Consider the following 20736-nt stretch of genomic DNA (forward strand, 5'->3'; position numbering starts at 1 on the left):
CGGAGCGGGCAGCCGCTTCGCCAGCCAAAAAAGTTCAAACCAGAACAGACCAACCAGGGAGAAGACCGGAATGCCCCGTAAAGCCCCCCTGCTCCTGCTCGCCGCGACGGCCCTGCTCTCGACCGCGGCCTTCGCGCAGGCTCCGACCTCGGTGAAGATCGGCGTGCTGAACGACCAGTCCGGCGTCTATGCCGACTTCGGCGGCAAGTGGTCGCTGGAGGCGGCGCGGCTCGCCGTCGAGGAGATGAAGCCGCAGCTCGGCGACATGAAGGTCGAGATCGTCAGCGCCGATCACCAGAACAAGCCCGACATCGCCTCCACCATCGCGCGCCAATGGTTCGACGTCGACGGCGTCGACATGATCACCGAGCTGACCACCTCGTCGGTGGCGCTCGCGGTCCAGGATATCGCGCGCGACAAGAAGAAGATCAACATGGTGGTGGGCGCCGCCACGGCGCGGCTCACCGGCGATGCCTGCTCGCCGACCGGCTTCCACTGGGCCTTCGACACCCGCGCGCTCGCGGTCGGCACCGGCGCCGAGGTGGTGAAGGATGGCGGCGACACCTGGTTCTTCCTCACTGCCGACTACGCCTTCGGCCACCAGCTCGAGAAGGACACCACCGAGATCGTCGTGCAGTCGGGCGGCAAGGTCCTGGGCTCGGTGCGCCACCCGCTCAACACCGCGGACTTTTCGTCCTTCCTGCTTCAGGCGCAGGCGTCGCGCGCCAAGATCGTCGGCCTCGCCAATGCCGGGCTCGACACCAACAACGCCATCAAGCAGGCGGCCGAGTTCGGCCTCGTGCAGAGTGGCCAGCGTCTCGCCGGCATGCTGGTGACGCTCGCCGAGGTGCACGGGCTCGGTCTCAAGGCGGCTCAGGGCCTGGTGTTGACCGAAGGCTTCTACTGGGACCGCGACGACCGCAGCCGCGCCTTCGCCAAGCGGTTCTTCGACCGCACCGGCCGGATGCCGAACATGATCCATGCCGGCACCTACTCGACCGTGATGACCTATCTGAAGGCCGTGAAGGCGGCCGGCAGCAAGGACGCCGAGACGGTCGCCAAGACGATCCGCGACACGCCGGTCGACGACGACTTCGCCAAGGGCAAGGTGCTGGCCAACGGCCGTTTCGTCCACGACATGTACCTGTTCCAGGTGAAGGCGCCGGCCGAGTCGAAGGCACCATGGGACTACTACAAGCTGCTGCGCACCATCCCGGGCGACAAGGCGTTCTTCACGGTCGAAGAGTCCGGCTGCAAGCGGGCGAGCTGACGGCAGGACGCAAGACGTCCTCTCCCGCCAGCGGGAGAGGATCGATGTGAGAGCGCCGTCGTTCGAACCCGGCCCCTCGTTGCAATCTCGATGTCTTCAGGAGCATCACCGTCATGGCCACCATCGCGTTCATCGGCCTCGGCAACATGGGCGGCCCGATGGCCGCCAATCTGGTCAAGGCTGGTCATGCGGTGCGCGGCCACGATCTGATCGAGGCCAACCGCGAGGCGGCGCGCGCCGCCGGCGTGGTGCCGGCCGGCTCGATCGCCGAGGCGGTGGCCGGGGCCGCGGTGGTCGTCACCATGCTGCCGGCCGGGCGGCACGTGCTCGCCGTCTGGGAGGAGGCGCTGGCCAGCGCCGCGCCCGGAACCCTGTTGATCGATTCCTCCACCATCGACGTCGACAGCGCCCGTCGGGCGCACGCGATGGCGGCCGAGCGCGGCTGCCCGTCGATCGACGCCCCGGTGTCGGGCGGCACCGGCGGCGCCGCGGCCGGCACCCTCACCTTCATGTGCGGCGGCGAGCCGGCGGCGTTCACCGCCGCCGAGCCGATCCTGAAGGCGATGGGCCGGCCCATCGTCCACTGCGGGCCGGCCGGCAACGGCCAGGCGGCCAAGATCTGCAACAACATGATCCTCGGCATCTCCATGATCGGGGTGTGCGAGGCGTTCGTGCTGGCCGAGAGGCTCGGCCTGTCGCACCAGGCCCTGTTCGACGTGGCCTCCACCTCGTCGGGCCAGTGCTGGTCGCTGACCACCTATTGCCCGGTGCCCGGCCCGGTGCCGACCTCGCCGGCGAACCGCGACTACGTGCCGGGCTTCGCGGCGGCGCTGATGCGCAAGGACCTCGATCTCGCCCAGGAGGCCGCCCGTTCGACAGGCGTGGCGACGCCGCTCGGGGCGGAGGCCGCCGGCCTCTACGCGGCCTTTGCCGAGGCCGGCCAAGGCGGCACGGATTTCTCCAGCATCATCGCCTTCCTGCGCAGCCGGAAGCCGGAGGCTCCCTGACCGAGCCCGGATGGAGCCCTGACGGAACTCGGGCAGAGCCCGGGGCCCGGACCGAGCGCGGCGACATCAGGGGGGAAGCCGAGCCGCGCCAGGCTCCCCGGCCCCTGCCCGCCTTGACCCCCTTCGGCCACGCGGTCTAAGACCGGCGGAGCCGACAAGGGCCGCCATGATCGTCCTGATCGACAACTACGACAGCTTCACCTTCAACCTCGTCCATTACCTGGGCGGGCTGGGGGCGGATGTCGTCGTCCACCGCAACGACAAGATGTCGGCCGATGCGGTGATCGCGACTGCGCCCGAGGCCATCGTGCTGTCTCCCGGCCCCTGCACCCCCAACGAGGCGGGCATCTGCCTGGAGCTGATCGGCAAGGCGTCGGCCACCATCCCGATGCTGGGCGTCTGCCTCGGCCATCAGGCGATGGGCCAGGCGTTCGGCGGCACCGTGGTGCGGGCGCCCGTCCCGGTCCACGGCAAGGTCGCCGAGATGCACCATGGCGGCGATGGCCTGTTCCGCGGCATCGAGGGGCCGTTCCGGGCGACGCGCTACCATTCCTTGGTGGTCGACCGCGACACCCTGCCGGACGAGCTCGCCGTGACGGCCGAGACCGACGGCCTGATCATGGCCATGCAGCACAAGACCCGGCCGGTGCACGGGGTGCAGTTCCATCCGGAGAGCATCGCGTCCGAGCACGGGCATCTCATTCTCAAGAATTTTCTCGATATCGCGCGGGCCTGGAACGCGGCGAGCGGACGTGCCGTCGGGCGCGCCGCGCCGGCGCCCGCGGCATGAGGTCGACATGGTCGAGCTGAAGACCCTGATCGCGCAGGTCGCCACCGGCGCGCCGTTGACGCGCGAGCAGGCGGCCGCAGCGTTCTCCCAGATGATGTCGGGCGACGCCACCCCGTCCCAGATGGGCGCGCTCCTGATGGCGCTGCGGGTGCGCGGCGAGACCGTCGAGGAGATCACCGGCGCGGTCGCCGCCATGCGGTCCAAGATGCTGCGGGTCGAGGCGCCGCCGACCGCCGTCGACGTGGTCGGCACCGGCGGCGACGCCTCCGGCTCGTTCAACATCTCCACCTGCGCGGCCTTCATCGTGGCGGGCGCCGGGGTGCCGGTGGCCAAGCACGGCAACCGCGCGCTGTCGTCGCGGTCCGGGGCCGCCGACGTGCTCACCGCCCTCGGGGTGCGGGTGGAGCTGACGCCCGAGCAGATCGCCGACTGCATCCGCGAGGCCAATATCGGCTTCATGTTCGCGCCGTCGCATCATCCGGCGATGAAGCATGTCGCCCCGACCCGGGTGGAGCTCGGCACCCGCACCATCTTCAACCTGCTGGGTCCGCTGTCGAACCCGGCCGGCGTCCGGCGCCAGATGGTCGGCGTGTTCTCGCGCCAGTGGATCGAGCCGCTCGCCCATGTGCTGAAGAATCTCGGCTCCGAACGCGCCTATGTGGTGCACGGTTCGGACGGCCTGGACGAGATCACGATCTCGGGCCCGACCGCGGTGGCGGCGCTGGACGACGGCGAGGTGCGCGTCTTCGAGATCACGCCCGAGGAGGTGGGGCTGAGGCGTGCCGCCCCCGAGGCGCTGCGCGGCGGCGATGCCGCCGCCAATGCGAACGCCCTCAAGAGCGTCCTCGAAGGCCGCAAGGGCCCGTATCGCGACTGCGCGGTGCTCAACGCCGCCGCCACCCTGGTGGTGGCCGGCAAGGCCGCGGACCTCGCGAGCGGGGTCACGCTCGCCACCCAGTCGATCGACACCGGCGCCGCCGAGGGCAGCCTCGGCCGTCTGATCGCCGTCTCCAACGGGTGAAGCCGATGGCCGACATTCTCGCCACCATCGAAGCCTACAAGCGCCAGGAGATCGCCGAGGCGAAGCGACTGCGGCCCTACACCGCCGTCGCCGAGGTGGCCCGCACCACGCCGCCGTCGCGCGGCTTCCTGCGCGCCATCGAGCGGCGCATCGCCCGCGGCCAGCCGGCGCTGATCGCCGAGATCAAGAAGGCGAGCCCCTCGAAGGGGCTGATCCGCCCCGACTTCGACCCGCCGGCGCTGGCCCGCGCCTACGAGGACGGCGGCGCCACCTGCCTGTCGGTGCTCACCGACGGCCCGTCGTTCCAAGGGCGCGGCGACCATCTGGTGGCGGCCCGCGCCGCCACCGCGCTGCCGGTGCTGCGCAAGGACTTCCTCTACGATCCCTACCAGGTGGCGGAGGCCCGCGCGCTCGGCGCCGACTGCATCCTGATCATCATGGCCGGCGTCGACGACGCCACCGCCCGCGACCTGGAGACGGCCGCCTTCGAGCACGGCATGGACGTGCTGGTCGAGGTGCACGACGAGGCCGAGCTGGAACGGGCGCTGCGGCTGTCGTCGCGGCTGATCGGCATCAACAACCGCGACCTCAAGACCTTCGAGACCCGGCTGGAGGTGGCCGAGCGCCTGGCCCCGCTGGTACCGCGCGATCGCGTGCTGGTCGGCGAGAGCGGCATCTTCACGCCCGCCGATCTCGCCCGCCTCGCCCGCGTCGGCATCTCGACTTATCTGGTCGGCGAGAGCCTGATGCGCCAGGACGACGTCACCGCCGCCACCCGCGCCTTGCTGGGCGGCGTCGGCACGGCAGCCCCAGCCGCCGAATGATCACGGCGCACAGATGACGGACTGAGAATGGCGGACGAGCCCCGGCTGACCCACATCGACCGGCGCGGCGAAGCCCGCATGGTCGACGTCGCCGACAAGCCGATGACGCGCCGGCGCGCCGTCGCCGAGGGCTGCGTCGTGATGGCCGCCACGACCCTCGATCTCGTCCGTCGCGGTGACGCCAAGAAGGGCGACGTGCTCGGCGTCGCCCGCATCGCCGGCATCATGGCGGCCAAGCGCACCCACGAGCTGATCCCGCTGTGCCATCCGCTGCCGGTCTCGAAGGTGGAGGTGGAGGTGGTGCCCGACCCCGCCCTGCCCGGCGTCCGTGTCCAGGCCACCGTCGAGGTGGCCGGCCAGACCGGCGTCGAGATGGAGGCGCTCACCGCCGTGTCGGTCGCCTGCCTCACCGTCTACGACATGGTCAAGGCGGTGGAGCGCGGCATGCGGATCGAAGGTGTCCGGCTGCTGGAGAAGCACGGCGGCAAGTCCGGTTCCTATGTGGCCGGCTCCGACGTGGCCGAGTCCCCCGATCACACCCAGGACGTCTGACATGGCCTTGCTCCCGGTCGCCGACGCGCTGGCGCGCGTGCTCGCCGATGCCGCCCCGCTGCCGACCGAGCCGGTGCCGCTCGCCGAGGCGCATGGCCGCGTGCTGGGCGAGGATCTCGCGGCCCGCCGCACCCAGCCGCCTGCCGACGTCTCCGCCATGGACGGCTGGGCGGTGCGCGGCGACGACGTCGTCGCCGGCCCCGCCACGCTGCGCATCGTCGGCGAGGTGCCGGCCGGCCGGCCGTTCGACGGCACGGTCGGTCCCGGAGAGGCGGCGCGCATCTTCACCGGCGGCGTGCTGCCGGAGGGCGCCGACACCGTGGTGATCCAGGAGGTATCGGCCCGCGACGGCGACCGCGTGACCTTCTCGACCGCCGGGGCGCCCGGACGCCATGTCCGGCGGCGCGGCCGCGATTTCTCGGAGGGCGACGTGCTGCTGCGCCGTGGCCGGCCCCTGACGATCCGCGACCTGGCGCTCGCCGCCGCCATGAACCACGCCAGCGTGCCGGCATATCGCCGGCCGCGCGTCGCGCTCGTCGCCACCGGCGACGAGCTGGTGGCGCCCGGCGCCGATCCCGGCCCCGGCCAGATCGTCCACTCCAACGGCTTCATGCTGGCGGCGCTCGCCCGCCGCGAGGGCGCCGAGGTGCTCGATCTCGGCATCGTGCCGGACCGCCTGGACGAGACCGTCGCGGCCATCCGGCGGGCACGCGCCGCCGCCGTCGACGTGCTGGTCACCACCGGCGGCGCCTCGGTGGGCGACTACGACATGGTGCAGGACGCCCTCACGGCCGAGGGCATGGCGCTCGCCTTCTGGAAGGTCGCCATGCGGCCCGGCAAGCCGCTGATGAGCGGCCGGCTCGGCCCGGTCCATGTGCTCGGGCTGCCCGGCAACCCGGTCTCGTCCTTCGTCGGCGCCGTTCTGTTCCTGGTGCCGCTGCTCCGCCGTCTCCAGGGCCGCGACGACGTCACGCTTGCGGTCGAGCCGGCGGTCGCCGCCCGTGACCTCAAGCCGAACGACGAGCGTGCCGACCATCTGCGCGCGACGCTCTCGGTCGACCCCGAGGGCCGGCTGGTCGCCACCCCGGTCGGCGATCAGGACAGCTCCCTCCTCGCCCCGCTCGGGCTGGCCGACGCCCTCCTGGTGCGCGAGCCGCATGCCGCCGCGGTTCCGGCGGGCGGCCTGTGTCGGGTGATTCGGCTTCCGGCCTGAGCGGTCGGGTATTCTCGGCGTCGCCGCGGCGTCCCCCGCCGCCGACATGATCTGTCGCTCTGCCAATCTCTTAGGGCTAATCTTTGGTCCTAGGGATTGCTCGATTCGATCGCCCGACATTAAAGGGTTGCGGAACACATAACGAACATATAGGGTATGTTCATGATTTGTTTAGGCGGTTCGGGTGAACTGCCTGGGCGGATGTCGGGGGACCTCACATGCTGACTCGGAAGCAGTTCGAGCTGTTGCGTTTCATCCACGAGCGACTGAAGGAGAGCGGCGTTCCGCCGTCGTTCGACGAGATGAAGGACGCGCTGGATCTGCGGTCGAAGTCCGGCATCCACCGGCTGATCACGGCGCTCGAGGAGCGTGGCTTCATCCGCCGGCTGCCCAACCGGGCCCGCGCCATCGAGGTGATCAAGCTGCCCGACACGGTCGGCCACGGCGCCATGGCGGTGCGGGCACGCGGCTTCACCCCGAGCGTCATCGAAGGCAATCTCGGCCGCGTCCGTCCTCCCGCCCCCGAGGAGGACGGCACCCGTCCGGTCGCCGTGCCGGTGATGGGGCGAATCGCCGCCGGCACGCCGATCGAGGCGATCCAATCCAGGAGCGCCATTCTCAACGTGCCGCCCGAGCTGCTGGGCGCCGGCGACCACTTCGCCCTCGAGGTGCGCGGCGACTCGATGATCGAGGCCGGCATCCTGGATGGCGACATCGCGCTGATCCGCCGCTCCGACAATGCCGACACCGGCGACATCGTGGTGGCGCTGGTGGACGACGAGGAAGCCACCCTCAAGCGCTTCCGCCGCCGCGGCGCCTCGATCGCGCTGGAGCCCGCCAACACCGCCTACGAGGTGCGCATCCTTCCCCCCAGTCGGGTGCGCATCCAGGGACGGCTGGTCGGCCTGATGCGCCGGTATTGAGAGAGAGACCGGCTGGACGCCCGGACGGCGGCTACGTTGCGCGACGGCACGAATGCGGCGCGCTGTGGACTCCGGGCTCGTGCACGAACCGATCGTGGATCGTGGACCGTGGCCCGGGTCGAGCGGAGCGACATCCGGGGCGGCTGTAGCCCGGGGTCGAGCCAGGCGAGACCCCAGGGATTCGGGGACGGGCGGTGAAAATCGTATCGCTTCCCGGGACCACCGCCGAACACCGCACCGGCAGCTCCGGATGTCGCGGTGCTCCATCCGGGCTACGGCCTCGTGCGGACGACGCCGGCCTCCGGCCTCTCGCCGTCATGGCGGGGCTCGCTTTGGCCATCCATCGTTCTGCGGCAGCCCTGTAGCCCGGGGTCGAGCCACGCGAGACCCCGGGGATTCGGGGACGGGCGGTGAAAATCGTATCGCTTCCCGGGACCATCGCCGAACACTGCACCGGCAGCCCCGGATGTCGCGGTGCTCCATCCGGGCTACGGCTTCAGGCGGCCGTGCCCGCTGCGCTGAAAACCGACCGTGGCCCGGGTCGGGCGGAGCGAATCCGGGGCGGGGCGAACTCATCCAGGGCGCCGGGTCGTGCTGTGCTCGGCCCGTCGAAGCGCTGTTTGCGCCGGCGCAACGCTGACCGATAGGTCCCGCCCCGGCCGTCAGGGCGCATCGTCACGGTCCGGGTCAGCGCTCGAACGGTCCGGGTCGGGACCCGAACGGTCCGGCGCGCCGCCAGCGGACATGCCTTTCGGTGCGGCGCTCACCGGGTCGGCGGTCGGCCCATCCTCGGCCTCGAGATCGTCCGTCTCTGGCGTCGCGTCCGGAAGGCGACGCGGCGGCTGCGGCATGGGCGTGACGCCGGTCGCCCCCGCTGCCGGATCGGGCCCCCGGGCCGCGATCGCCGGCGCCGGTGACCAGGGGCGATCCGTCCCGGCCAGGCGCGTCGGCACCACGACGAAGTCCTCGCCCACCCGCCGCAGCGCCAGGGCGCCGGTCTCCCGCAGCATCGCCCGGTCGATCACCATGGCCCGGCAGCCGGGCGGCGGATCGCGCGTCGACACGATCAGGGCGGCGCGCCGGCAGTCGTCGCCGAAGGCCGCGGCGGTGCGCGGCACCGCGACGGCGCTGCCGTCCGCGAGGTGCGCCACGCAGCCGTCGGGGTCGCAGACGAAGCCGCCTCCGCGTCCACCCGACGCCTCGGCCGCCGCCGGCAGCCGGGCGTCCCCATCGGCGGCGAGCCAGTCGCGGGTGGCGAGCGCCAGCGAGCCGGTGCGCATCACCACGAGCCGCCCGTCGGCGCCGCGCACCGCCACCGTGTCGCCGCCGGGCGCGATCAGCACGTCGGGGCGCGGCGTCGCCATCGCCCACAGGGCCGCGCCGACCAGGAGCCCCGCCCCGGCCCAGCGCAGCGGCGTGCGCAGCAGAGCCAGCACGACGAGACCGAGGCTGGCGACCACCAGCGGCCCGATCCCGAAGGCGGCGATGCGTCCGACCGCCCCGGGCAGCCCGGCGACCCACAGGGCCACCGCTGTCATCCAGTCGATGCCGGTTCCCATCAGGCGCCACAGCGGGCCGTCGAAGCCGAACGGCAGCAGCACCAGCCCCAAGAGCCCGGCCGGCATCACCAGGCCCGACACCACCGGCATGGCGGCGAGATTGGCGAGAACCCCATAGGGGGCGAGCCGGTGGAAGTGGTAGGCCGCGAAGATCGTGGTGGCGATCCCGGCGACCAGCGAGGCCACCACGAGGGCGACGATCTCGCGGACGCCCCACAGGGCGAGCCGCGCCGCGAGCGCGCTCCGCGGGCTCGGCACCAGCCAGGACTGGCCGCCCTCGTAGACGGCGACGAGGGCGAGCGTCGCGGCGAACGACATCTGGAAGCTTGGATGCACCACCGCCTCGGGCGACGCCACCATCACGGCGAGCGCCGCCACCGCCAGTGTCCGCAGCGTCAGGGCACGGCGGTTCAGCATCACCCCGACCAGCACGATGGCGGTCATCAGAAAGGCCCGGCGGGTCGCCACCTCGGCGCCCGACAGCACCAGGTAGAGGGCCGCCGCCACCAGCGCCACGGCCGCCGCCCAGCTCTTGACGGGTCGCCGCAACGCGAGGCCCGGCACCAGTGCGAGGGCGCCCCGCACGACCGCGAAGACGACGCCCGCCACCACGGCCATGTGGTAGCCGGAGATCGAGAGCACATGGGCGAGGCTCGACACCATCATGGCGTCGGCGACCACGGGCGAGATGGCGTCGCGCTTGCCGGTGATCAGCGCCGACGCGATGGCGCCGCCGTCGCCCGGCAGCGCCTGGCGGATGCGGCGGTCGATGGCGCCACGGACCTGATCGATCGCCGCCGCGGCGACGATCCAGCCGTCGCGGATCGCCGGCGCCGGCTGCGGCCGCACCGCGCCGAGCACGAATCCGGACGCCCCGATGCCGCGGAAATAGAGGTCGCGGGCGAGGTCGTAACCGCCCGGCCGCAGTGGCGGCAGCGGCGGGACCAGCCGGGCCGTCACCGCGACGGCGGCGCCCACCGGCGGTGCCGTGCCCTTGCGAACCGCCACCCTCACCCGCTCGGGCCATCGCCCGTCGGCCGGCATCGTGGCCCGCCGCGGTGGCTCGACCGCCTGGACGCGCAGCACGACGCGGTCGCTCCGCTCGCGCTCCTCGCGGGCCTCGACGACGCCGACGAGCCGCGCCCCGAACACCGGCTCGCGCAGCACCGGCGCGTCGACCAGCCGGCCGCGCAGCGTCGTCGCGAGGAAGCCGGCCGCCACCGCCGCGATACCGATCGCGACCAGCACGGCGGGGCGCCGCCGCGTGGCGAACACGGCCGCCAGTGCCGCCGCCAGTGCGGCCGCCGCCGCCCACAAGGCGGGTTCGCGCTCGGCCGCCATGTAGAGGATCACCCCGGTCGCGAAGGCGATCGGCAGCCAGGGAAACAGCCGCCCGGGCGCCAACTCGGCCCGCCCCCAGTCGGAGAGCCGCGACAGCATCGCGGCGGCCCCGTCGCCGAGGCGGCTCGGCACCGGGACGTCGCCGCTCCGGCCGCGGCTGGCGCCGTCCGGCCAGGTCGCGGCCCGGCCGCGCGGCGGCGCGGCGTGGGGCTGGGCGGGCTGGTGGGGCTCCGCCATGCGCGCTCCGCGGTTGGCTGGAGCCCGCAGCGTATTCTAGTTTTCCGGGAAGCTCAGGATGAACACAACGGAAACAGGCCTTCCGTCACTGTTCTCCTGCGGGAACGGTTGGCCCACATACCCCGGACAAGGCGCAGCAGGCCGCGGGCTTGATGCGCCGCAGAGCCGGGGCCCAGGAGCGGCACGACGGGCAGAACGCCGGCCAGCACGGCGAGCCCTCGTCCGATCGTCCGTGGGTCCCGGTTCACGGCGCTTTGCGCCGCGCCCGGGACACGAGACCTCCGCCGGCGCAGGCAGAGCGACCAACGGGAGGGTAAAGACCCTCACCCCCCGGCCGCGACTTTCGCCCAGGTGTCGCGCAGCCCGATGGTGCGGTTGAACACCAGCGCGCCGGGCCGCTGGTCCGGGTCCGGGCAGAAATAGCCCTGCCGCTCGAACTGCACGGCCTGCCCGACCGGCACGTCGGCGAGCGCCGGCTCCAGCCGGCAGCCGGTCAGCACCTCGAGCGACTGCGGGTTGATCTCGTTGGCGAAGTCCGCCGCATTCGGCGCCGCGTTCTTGAACAGGTGGTTGTAGACGCGGACTTCGGCCGGCACGCTGTCGGCGGCCGACACCCAGTGGATCGTCGCCTTCACCTTGCGGCCGTCCGGCGCGTTGCCGCCGCGGGTCTGCGGATCGTAGGTGCAGCGCAGCTCCACCACCTCGCCGGCCGCGTTCTTCACCACCTCGCGGCAGGTGATGAAATAGGCCCAGCGAAGCCGCACCTCGCGGCCGACCGCGAGCCGGTAGAACTTGCTGGTGGGGTTCTCCATGAAGTCGTCGCGCTCGACATAGATCTCACGCCCAAAGGTGAGCGAGCGAGTTCCGGCCGCCGGATCATCCGGGTGGTTCACCGCCTCCAGCGTCTCGGACTGCCCTTCCGGATAGTTCTCGATCACCACCTTGAGCGGGCGCAGCACCGCCATGCGGCGCTCGGCGGTGCGGTTGAGCACCTCGCGCACCGAGAACTCGAACATCCCCATGTCGACCACGCTGTTGGCCTTGGCGACGCCGATGCGCTTGGCGAACTCGCGCAGCGCCTCGGCCGGCACGCCGCGCCGGCGCAGGCCCGCGATGGTCGGCATCCGCGGGTCGTCCCAGCCGGAGACCAGCTTGTCGCGCACCAGCGTGGTCAGCACCCGCTTGGACAGCACCGTGTAGGTGAGGTTCAGCCGCGCGAACTCGTACTGCCGCGGCCGCGACGGCACCGGCAGGTTGTCGATGAACCAGTCGTAGAGCGGCCGATGATCCTCGAATTCGAGCGTGCAGATCGAGTGGGTGATGCCCTCGATGGCGTCCGACTGGCCGTGCGCGAAGTCGTAGCTCGGATAGATGCACCAGGCGTTGCCGGTGCGCGGATGATGCGCATGCAGGATGCGGTAGAGCACCGGGTCGCGCAGGTTGATGTTGCCGGACGCCATGTCGATCTTGGCGCGCAGCACGCGGGCGCCGTTGGGGAACTCGCCGGCGCGCATCCGGCGGAACAGATCGAGGTTCTCGTCCACCGAGCGGTCGCGGAACGGGCTGTTGGTGCCCGGCTCGGTGAGGGTGCCGCGGGTCGCCCGGATCTCCTCCTGGGACTGGTCGTCGACATACGCCTTGCCGGCACGGATCAGGTGCTCGGCCCAGTCGTAGAGCTGCTCGAAATAGCCCGAGGCGTAGTAGAGGTGCGGCCCCCAGTCGAAGCCGAGCCAGCGCACGTCGCGCTCGATCGAGTCGATGTACTCCTGCTCCTCCTTCACCGGGTTGGTGTCGTCGAAGCGCAGATGGCAGCGCCCGCCGAACTCGGCCGCCACCCCGAAGTTGAGGCAGATCGACTTGGCGTGGCCGATATGGAGGTAGCCGTTCGGCTCCGGCGGGAACCGGGTGATCACCGTGGTGTGGCGCCCGGAGGCGAGATCGGCCTGGATGATGTCGCGGATGAAGTCGCGCCCGGTGTCCGTCGCGACAGGTTCGACTGCCGTCATGCTCGCTGTCCCGTCATCCTTTCCGGCGGGGCCGACCGGCTCCCGCGGCGCCCTGGAGGCGCGGCGCCTCGCCGGCGTGGCGGCGCCCATTCTTCGGCACCCTGTGCGGATGCCACGATCGTCCGGCCTATGTGCCAGTTTCGTGTCGGTGCGCCAAGGGCGTTGGCCGGAGGACCGGCCCCGGCGATTGCTCTCCGCCGCACCTGTGCTAAAGGGGCGCGCCCGTCTTCACGCCGTGCCAGGTCGCGCGGCCCAACCAGCGTGCCATGACCGACACCAGCGCCACCGAGACCGTCGCCCCGAAGACCGTCCCCGCGGAGACCGTCGTCACCCGATTCGCCCCCTCGCCCACCGGCTTTCTTCACATCGGCGGGGCCCGCACGGCGCTGTTCAACTGGCTCTATGCCCGCGCCCGCGGCGGCAAGATGCTGCTGCGCATCGAGGACACCGACCGGGCGCGGTCGACCGACGCGGCGATCGCCGCCATCCTGGACGGCCTCACCTGGCTCGGCCTCGATTGGGACGGCGACACGGTCTACCAGTTCTCGCGGGTCGAGCGGCATCGCCAGGTGGTGGAGAGCCTGCTGGCGTCGGGCGGCGCCTACCGCTGCTATGCCTCGCAGGCCGAGCTGGACGCCATGCGCGAGAAGGCGCGGGCCGAGGGCCGCACCCGCCTCTACGACGGCCTGTGGCGCGACCGCGACCCAGCCGAGGCGCCGCCCGGCGTCCAGCCGGTGGTCCGCCTCAAGGCGCCGCTCGACGGGGAGACCGCCATCGACGACCAGGTGCAGGGCCGCGTCGTCTGGCAGAACGAGAACCTCGACGATCTCGTGCTGCTGCGCTCGGACGGAACGCCGACCTACATGCTGGCCGTGGTGGTGGACGACCACGACATGGGGGTCACCCATGTGATCCGCGGCGACGACCATCTCACCAACGCGGCGCGCCAGAAGCAGATCTACGACGCGCTCGGCTGGCCGGTGCCGACCTTCGCGCACATCCCGCTCATCCACGGGCCGGACGGCTCGAAGATGTCGAAGCGGCACGGGGCGCTGGGGGTCGACGCCTACCGGGCCATGGGCTACCTGCCGGCGGCGATGCGGAACTATCTGGTGCGGCTCGGCTGGAGCCACGGCGATCAGGAGATCTTCACGACCGAGGAGATGGTCGCGGCATTCGATCTGCCGCAGATCGGGCGCTCGCCGGCGCGCTTCGACTTCGCCAAGCTGGAGAACCTCAACGGCCATTACATCCGCTCGACCGCGGACGGCGACCTCCTGGCCGCGCTGGACGGCCTGCTGCCGCACCTCGCCGACGGCGCCGCGCTCGCCGCCAGGCTGACCCCGGACATGCGGGCCAAGCTGCTCGCCGCCATGCCGGGCCTGAAGGAGCGGGCCAAGACCCTGGTCGACCTGATCGAGCAGGCGCGCTTCGTCTTTGCCGACCGGCCGATCCCGCTCGACGACAAGGCGCGGGCGCTGCTCACCGCGGACGCCAAGCGGGTGATCGCGGGGCTGATCGGGGCGCTGGCGCCGGTTGCGCCGTGGACCGCCGAGGCGACCGAGGCGGCGGTCCGGCAGTTCGCCGAGACGCAGGGCATCAAGCTCGGTCAAGTCGCCCAGCCGCTGCGGGCCGCCCTCACCGGCCGCACCACCTCGCCCGGCATCTTCGACGTGCTGGCGGCGCTCGGCAAGGACGAGTGCCTGGGCCGGCTCGCCGACCAGGCCGGCGATCACGACCTCGCGCCCGGCCCCTCGACCGGCACGGCGCCGACGCCCATATCCTGACGACTGGAATCCCGACGACGGATCGCCGATCGCGAACGGCGGGCGACGGCTGCTGGTCCGGACGCCGTCCGTGACGGCGCCCGCATAGCCCGGCCGGCGGAGCCCTGTGGTGCGTGTCGCTGTGGGCGGCAACTTGCCGCACCGTACGAGATGCGGTACGCAAGTCGCGGCCGCGCGTCCGGGTGTATGCGTCGATCGCACGGCCAGCGAGCCGCAGGCTCGCCCCGCCCCCGACAACGAGGAGCCTATGGACGCTAAATCGGGCGCCAATACGAAGACCGGGACCCTCAAGATCGGCGACGAGAGCCACTCGTTCCCGATCCATCACGGGACCATCGGCCCGGATGTCCTGGACATCAGCAAGCTCTACGGCAAAGCCGGCATCTTCACCTACGATCCCGGGTTCACCTCGACGGCGAGCTGTGAATCGAAGATCACCTACATCGACGGCGACGAAGGTGTCCTGCTCTACCGCGGCTTCCCGATCGAGCAGCTCGCCGAGCACGGCGACTTCCTGGAGACCTGCTACCTCCTGCTCTACGGCGAGCTGCCGACCGAGGCGGAGAAGAAGGACTTCGACCAGCGCGTCACCCGGCACACCATGGTGCACGAGCAGATGGCGCGGTTCTATCAGGGCTTCCGCCGCGACGCTCATCCGATGGCCGTGATGGTCGGCTGCGTCGGCGCGCTTTCGGCCTTCTATCACGACTCGATCGACATCTCCGATCCGCACCAGCGGATGGTCGCCTCGATCCGCATGATCGCCAAGATGCCGACCATCGCGGCGATGGCCTACAAGTACACGATCGGCCAGCCCTTCGTGTATCCGAAGAACGATCTCGACTACGCCTCCAACTTCCTGCGCATGTGCTTCTCGGTGCCGTGCGAGGAGTACAAGGTGAACCCGGTCCTGGCCCGCGCCATGGACCGCATCTTCATCCTGCACGCCGACCACGAGCAGAACGCCTCCACCTCGACGGTGCGGCTCGCCGGCTCCTCGGGCGCCAACCCGTTCGCCTGCATCGCGGCCGGCATCGCCTGCCTGTGGGGCCCGGCGCATGGCGGCGCCAACGAGGCGGCGCTGAAGATGCTGGCCGAGATCGGCAAGCCCGAGCGCATCCCGGAGTTCATCCGGCGCGCCAAGGACCCGAACGACTCGTTCCGCCTGATGGGCTTCGGCCACCGGGTCTACAAGAACTACGACCCGCGCGCCAAGATCATGCAGACGACCTGCCACAAGGTCCTGGCCGAGACCGGCGTCAACGACGACCTGCTCGAGGTCGCCATGGAGCTGGAGCGCGTCGCCCTGCACGACGAGTACTTCATCGAGAAGAAGCTGTACCCCAACATCGACTTCTACTCGGGCATCACGCTCAAGGCGATGGGCTTCCCGACCTCGATGTTCACGGTGCTGTTCGCCATCGCCCGCACGGTCGGCTGGATCGCCCAGTGGAAGGAGATGATCGAGGACCCGAGCCAGAAGATCGGCCGGCCGCGCCAGCTCTACACCGGGCACACCCGGCGCGAATACATGCCGATCGATCGGCGGACCTGAGATCCGGGTCGCGGCAACGACATGCCGGAAGCGGGGCGCCTCGGGCGCCCCGTTTCGTTTCGAGGTTTCGTTTCGAGGGGCGCCCGATCAGGCGACCGGCGTCGCGCCGCGGCGGCCGCGGTCGAGCACCGCCAGCACCATGTCGGCGGCGCGCTCGCTCGGGCGGGCGGAGCCGATCCCCATGACGCCGTCGAGCCGCGCGAAGGCGGCGACCTGACGGCGCCGCTCCGGCGTGTCGGCCATGAGCGGCGCGAGCGCGTCGGCGAGCGCCTCGGGCGTCGCGTCGCGCTGGATCAGCTCCGGCATCACCTTGTCGCCGAGCACCAGGTTGGCCAGCACGATGGTCGGCACCTGGATCAGGGCGCGGCCGATCAGCTCCTCGATCAGCGGCACCTTGTAGGCGACCACGGTCGGCACCCCGGCGACCGCCAGCTCCAGCGTCACCGTGCCGGAGGCGGCGAGCGCCGCCCGGGCCGAGCGGAACGCCGCCCATTTCTCCTCGGCGGAGGCGACGATGCGCGGCGTCACCGGCCAGCTCGCCACCGCGTCGCGGACCCGCGCTTCGAGATGCGGCGGGGTGGGCAGCACCGCGTCGACCGGACCGCAGCGCCCGACCAGGGCCGCCAGCGTGTCGCCGAACAGCGCCCCGAGGCGGGCCAATTCCCCCCGGCGGCTGCCCGGCAGCACCAGCAGGCGCGGCGGATCGGACGTCCGGCGCACCGCCTCGGCGGCGGACGGGCGCAGCCGCGGCGCCTCCTCGGCGAGCGGGTGGCCCACATAGGTGCAGTCCGGCCCGCCGAGCCGGCGATGCGCCTCGGGCTCGAACGGCAGCAGCGCCAGGACGTGGTCCACATAGGCCCGCATGGCCCTGGCCCGGCCCGGCCGCCAGGCCCACACCGAGGGCGACACGTAGTCGACGATCGGCAGATCCGGGCGGCTCGCCCGCACCCGGCGGGCGACCCGGTGGGTGAACTCCGGGCTGTCGATGATGACCAGGATGTCGGGCTGTGCCGCCACGATCGCGTCGGCGGTCTCGCGGATGCGCCCCAGCAGGCTCGGCAGCCGCGCCAGGATGGCGGTGAGGCCGATGATGGCGAGCTCATCGGTCGGGAACAGGCTGGTCAGCCCCTGCGCCGCCATGTCGGGACCACCGAGCCCGACGAGGCGCAGGCCCGGCCGCCGCGCCCGCAGGGCCTGGAGGAGCGCGCCGCCGAGCCGATCACCCGACGCCTCGGTGGCGACCACGGCGACCAGCGGGCCGGACGCATCGGCGGACGGACTGCTAGGCGTGCTGGCAGGCGTGCTCATGACCCCTCCGGCGGCGGCGTCACCCCGACCGCGAACAGGCCGGCCGCCTCGGCGCGCCGCGCCACCTCCTGGGGATCGGCGACGAGGACGCTGCCGGCCACCACCGCGAGCCCGGCGAGCCCGGCGCGGGCGACACCGTCGACCGTCTGCGGCCCGATGGTCGGCAGATCGAGCCGGTGGTCCTGGCCGATCTTGGGAGCCTTGACCAGCACCCCGACCCCCGCCGGGGTGCGGATGCGTCCCTCGGCCCGCAGCGCCGCAACGCGCGCCAGCATGCCGTCGGTACCCTCCGCCGCCTCGACGGCGAGCACCCGCCGCTCCGCCACCACCACGGCTTGGCCGACGTCGAACGGGCTTTGGGCGGCCAGCAGGCCGAGCCCGAAGGCGACGTCCGCCGTGTCGCGCGCCGACGGCGTCCGCCGTCCCAGTGGCCCCTCGCCCACCAGGATGTCGGGCGCGACCTCGTGGGCGCCGCGCAGCCGGAAGCCGTCGTCCTCGAAGATGCGGGCGACCCCGGACAGCAGGTGGTCGTCACCGCCCCGGAAGGCGCGCGCCACCCGCGGCAGCACCCGCACCGTGCCCCAGTCGAGCCGCAGCTCCGACAGGGCCGGCCGCACCGCGCCGCCGATGAAGACGAGATCGCGGCAGCCCTCCTGCCGCATCAGCCGCACCAGGCGGCCATAGGTGGCGAGCGCGATCCAGTGATGCCGGAACGGCGCCACCACGGCCGGATCGGCCCAGCCGCGGATCGGGAACAGCACCACGTCGCGCCCGGAGGCCACCACGGCGGCCGCCACCGTGCCGGGCAGCCGGCCGCCGCCGCAGACGACCGCGAGCGCCCCCCCGGCTCCGACGTCGGGGCCGCCGGCCATCGTGGCCCCGGCCGCCGCCGTCATGGCTCGGCGCGCTGCGCGCCTCGCTTCGCGCCCATGGTGAGCGGACGCGAGCCGCCGCGGATGAAGGCGATGATCTGGCCGATCAGCGGATCGTCGCCGAGCTCGGCCGCGACCGCCTCGAGCCGCTCCCGGAAGGTGCCGGGGCCGAAGAACAGCGCCTCGAAGCCGCGATGGACCTTGTGGATGTCGGCCTTGGAGAGGCCACGCCGCCGCATGCCGACGACGTTGAGCCCGACCACCTCGGCGAAATGCCCGTGCACCAGGCCGAACGGGATGACGTCGGCGCGCACGCCCGACAGGCCGGTGATCATCGCCCCGTCGCCGATGCGGACGAACTGGCGCACCGCCGCCTGGCCGCCGAACACCACGTTGTTGCCGACCTGGACGTGGCCGCCCAGCACCGCGTTGTTGGCGAAGGTGACGTGGTCGCCGACCGTGCAGTCGTGACCCACATGGGAGCCGACCATGAAGAAGCAGCCGCTGCCGACCCGGGTGATCCCGTGGTCGCCCTCGGTGCCGGTGTTCATGGTGACACCCTCGCGGATGTCGTTGTCCGAGCCGACCACCAGGCGGGTCGGCCCGCCGCCATACTTCACCGATTGCGGCGGGGTGCCGAGCGACGCGAACGGATAGACCGTATTGCGTTCACCCAGAACGGTATGGCCGGTGACGTTGACATGGGAGATCAAGCGCGTGCCGGCGCCGATCTCGACATGCGGTCCGACCGTGCAGAACGGGCCGATCTCGGCCCCGTCGGCGAGCCGGGCGCCGTCGGCGACGCGGGCGGTCGGATCGATGCTCACCGCCATGGTGCTCACGATCCCGACACCACGGCGCCGACCTCGGCTTCCGCCACCACCTGGTCGCCGACCTTGGCCTCGCCGCGGAACCACCACATGTTGCGGCGCTTGGCGAGCCGCGTCATGTGATACGCGATGGTGTCGCCCGGCTGCACCGGCTTGCGGAACTTGGCCTTGTCGATAGTGGTGAAATAGACCGTGTAGGGCGGGTTGCCGACGTCGCCCGAGAGCATGCAGAGGACGCCGGCGGTCTGCGCCATGCCCTCGATCATCAGCACGCCCGGAAACACCGGCGCCTCGGGAAAATGGCCGAGAAACTGCGGCTCGTTGGCGGTGACGTTCTTGATCCCCACCCCGTACTCGGTGCCGCGGATGTCGATCACGCGGTCCACCATGAGGAACGGATAGCGGTGCGGCAGGGCCTTCAGGATGGCCGAGATGTCGGCCGCCTCCACCCTCGTGACAGCCTCGTTCATCGCGGCGTCCTCAATCCCTTTCGTCGTTCGATCCTGAGGACTTATCGCCGCCGGGCCGCGACTGGGCAAGGCGGTTGATGGCCCGCAGCTCGCGCATCCACGCCTTGGCGGGCTTGGCGGGGGCGCCGCCCCATCGCTCGCCGCGCGGTATGTCGCTGTTGACGCCGCTCAGGGCGGCGACCTGGGCGCCCTCGCCGATCACCACGTGATTGTTGGTGCCGGCCCGCGCCCCGAGCACCACGTAGTCCTCCAGGACCGTGCTGCCCGAGATGCCGCTCTGGGCGACGATCACGCAATGCCGACCGATCTGCACGTTGTGGCCGATCTGGACGAGGTTGTCGATCTTGGTGCCCTCGCCGATCACGGTGTCGCGGGTGCCGCCGCGGTCGATGGTGGTGCCGGCGCCGATCTCGACGTCGTTCTGGATGATCACCCGGCGGAGCTGCGGCACCTTGAGGTGGCCGCCCGGCCCCATCACGAAGCCGAAGCCATCCTGGCCGATGCGACAGCCCGGATGGATGATGACGCGGTCGCCGACCAGCGTGTGGGTGAGCGTGCTGCCCGCCCCGATGGCGCAGTCGCGGCCGATGCGGACGCCGGGACCGATCACCGCGGTCGGCCCGATCACGGTGCCGCTGCCGATCTCGGCCCCCGGACCGACGACCGCGCCGGGATCGATCACGGCGCCGCTTTCGAGCCGGGCCTGCGGATGCACGATGGCACCCGGTGACACCCCTTGGGCGCCGAACAGGGAAGCCGGGCGGAGTGCTGCCGGATACAGCGCCCGCGTGACGGCGACGAAGGCCCGATGCGGATCACGGGTGACCAGCAAGGGCTGCCCCTCGGCAGCCGCGGCGACGAAGCGCGGGGCGACCAGGCAGGCGCCCGCCCGGGTGTGCGGCAGCGCGTCGGCGTAGCGCGGATTGTCCAGGAAGGCGAGATCGGACGGCCCGGCCTCGTCGAGGGTCGCGACGTCACGAATGGATCGGTCGAGGGGCAGTCCCGGGCTCGGCTCGGCGCCCGTCAGGGCGACGATCTCGGCGACGGTCAGCGCCGTCGCCGGCGCGAAGAAGAAGGGTTCGGTCATGACGGGGACGTGGTCCCGAAGCGGCACGCCCGGCCCTCCGGTCCCGGCTTCTGCGGGCGGTGGCGGGCGGCGGAACGGCGGTGA

At 71.9% G+C, this 20736-nt stretch carries 17 protein-coding genes; 10 read left to right on the plus strand and 7 right to left on the minus strand.

Annotation, left to right across the window (positions count from 1 at the left end; all coding sequences use genetic code 11):
• Positions 1–70: 70 nt before the first annotated feature.
• From ACFQUV_RS20910 to lexA, 8 genes are all read left to right on the plus strand, one after another.
• Positions 71–1270: an ABC transporter substrate-binding protein gene (locus tag ACFQUV_RS20910; protein ID WP_129611063.1), complete on the plus strand. Its 1200-nt coding sequence runs from the start codon at positions 71–73 to the stop codon at positions 1268–1270.
• Positions 1271–1383: 113 nt separating this feature from the next.
• Complete coding sequence (gene mmsB / locus ACFQUV_RS20915) at positions 1384–2277, plus strand: 3-hydroxyisobutyrate dehydrogenase (RefSeq protein ID WP_129611064.1); 894 nt, start codon at positions 1384–1386, stop codon at positions 2275–2277.
• 166 nt (positions 2278–2443) lie between these two features.
• Entirely contained in the window at positions 2444–3067 is a 624-nt protein-coding gene (locus ACFQUV_RS20920; RefSeq protein ID WP_129611065.1) for an aminodeoxychorismate/anthranilate synthase component II, read from the plus strand.
• 7 nt (positions 3068–3074) lie between these two features.
• Entirely contained in the window at positions 3075–4088 is a 1014-nt protein-coding gene (trpD, locus tag ACFQUV_RS20925; protein WP_129611066.1) for an anthranilate phosphoribosyltransferase, read from the plus strand.
• 5 nt (positions 4089–4093) lie between these two features.
• A complete protein-coding gene (gene trpC, locus ACFQUV_RS20930) occupies positions 4094–4912 on the plus strand; it encodes an indole-3-glycerol phosphate synthase TrpC (protein ID WP_129611067.1) in 819 nt (272 codons plus the stop codon).
• 27 nt (positions 4913–4939) lie between these two features.
• On the plus strand, positions 4940–5464 hold the full coding sequence (gene moaC, locus ACFQUV_RS20935; protein WP_378395628.1) for a cyclic pyranopterin monophosphate synthase MoaC: 525 nt from the start codon (positions 4940–4942) through the stop codon (positions 5462–5464).
• A 1-nt stretch (position 5465) separates the two neighbouring features.
• A complete protein-coding gene (gene glp / locus ACFQUV_RS20940; protein WP_378395629.1) occupies positions 5466–6677 on the plus strand; it encodes a gephyrin-like molybdotransferase Glp in 1212 nt (403 codons plus the stop codon).
• Between the two features lie 218 nt (positions 6678–6895).
• Positions 6896–7600 carry a transcriptional repressor LexA gene (gene lexA, locus ACFQUV_RS20945; protein ID WP_111388708.1) on the plus strand — a complete coding sequence of 235 codons (705 nt, stop codon included), beginning with the start codon at positions 6896–6898 and terminating at the stop codon, positions 7598–7600.
• A gap of 662 nt (positions 7601–8262) precedes the next feature.
• Here the strand turns inward: lexA and ACFQUV_RS20950 are convergent.
• Together ACFQUV_RS20950 and ACFQUV_RS20955 are read right to left on the minus strand one after the other, a co-directional pair.
• Positions 8263–10737, minus strand: coding sequence for a ComEC/Rec2 family competence protein (locus ACFQUV_RS20950; RefSeq protein WP_129611657.1), 2475 nt, complete (start codon positions 10735–10737; stop codon positions 8263–8265).
• A gap of 323 nt (positions 10738–11060) precedes the next feature.
• Complete coding sequence (locus ACFQUV_RS20955; RefSeq protein ID WP_129611656.1) at positions 11061–12743, minus strand: glutamine--tRNA ligase/YqeY domain fusion protein; 1683 nt, start codon at positions 12741–12743, stop codon at positions 11061–11063.
• Between the two features lie 266 nt (positions 12744–13009).
• On the opposite strand from ACFQUV_RS20955, the gene gltX reads away from it, so the two are divergent.
• Entirely contained in the window at positions 13010–14530 is a 1521-nt protein-coding gene (gene gltX, locus ACFQUV_RS20960) for a glutamate--tRNA ligase (RefSeq protein ID WP_129611655.1), read from the plus strand.
• Positions 14531–14777: 247 nt separating this feature from the next.
• A complete protein-coding gene (gltA, locus tag ACFQUV_RS20965; protein WP_111387580.1) occupies positions 14778–16085 on the plus strand; it encodes a citrate synthase in 1308 nt (435 codons plus the stop codon).
• A gap of 87 nt (positions 16086–16172) precedes the next feature.
• On the opposite strand, the gene lpxB is transcribed toward gltA, so the two are convergent.
• Genes lpxB through lpxD form a run of 5 tightly spaced genes read right to left on the minus strand, consistent with a single transcriptional unit; the run spans position 16173 to position 20652 of the window.
• On the minus strand, positions 16173–17393 hold the full coding sequence (gene lpxB / locus ACFQUV_RS20970) for a lipid-A-disaccharide synthase (protein ID WP_129611654.1): 1221 nt from the start codon (positions 17391–17393) through the stop codon (positions 16173–16175).
• Positions 17390–18289, minus strand: coding sequence for an LpxI family protein (locus ACFQUV_RS20975; RefSeq protein ID WP_244601771.1), 900 nt, complete (start codon positions 18287–18289; stop codon positions 17390–17392). The genes lpxB and ACFQUV_RS20975 overlap by 4 nt, the downstream gene beginning before the upstream one ends.
• Positions 18286–19098 (minus strand): acyl-ACP--UDP-N-acetylglucosamine O-acyltransferase, encoded by an 813-nt coding sequence (gene lpxA / locus ACFQUV_RS20980; protein ID WP_129611653.1) that lies wholly within the window; start codon positions 19096–19098, stop codon positions 18286–18288. The genes ACFQUV_RS20975 and lpxA overlap by 4 nt, the downstream gene beginning before the upstream one ends.
• 5 nt (positions 19099–19103) lie before the next feature.
• Positions 19104–19565 carry a 3-hydroxyacyl-ACP dehydratase FabZ gene (gene fabZ, locus ACFQUV_RS20985; RefSeq protein ID WP_129611652.1) on the minus strand — a complete coding sequence of 154 codons (462 nt, stop codon included), beginning with the start codon at positions 19563–19565 and terminating at the stop codon, positions 19104–19106.
• A gap of 10 nt (positions 19566–19575) precedes the next feature.
• Complete coding sequence (gene lpxD, locus ACFQUV_RS20990; protein ID WP_111387487.1) at positions 19576–20652, minus strand: UDP-3-O-(3-hydroxymyristoyl)glucosamine N-acyltransferase; 1077 nt, start codon at positions 20650–20652, stop codon at positions 19576–19578.
• Positions 20653–20736: the final 84 nt, after the last annotated feature.

This window comes from Rhodoplanes sp. P11, from assembly GCF_964266735.1.
Taxonomy (GTDB): Bacteria; Pseudomonadota; Alphaproteobacteria; order Rhizobiales; family Xanthobacteraceae; genus Rhodoplanes; species Rhodoplanes serenus.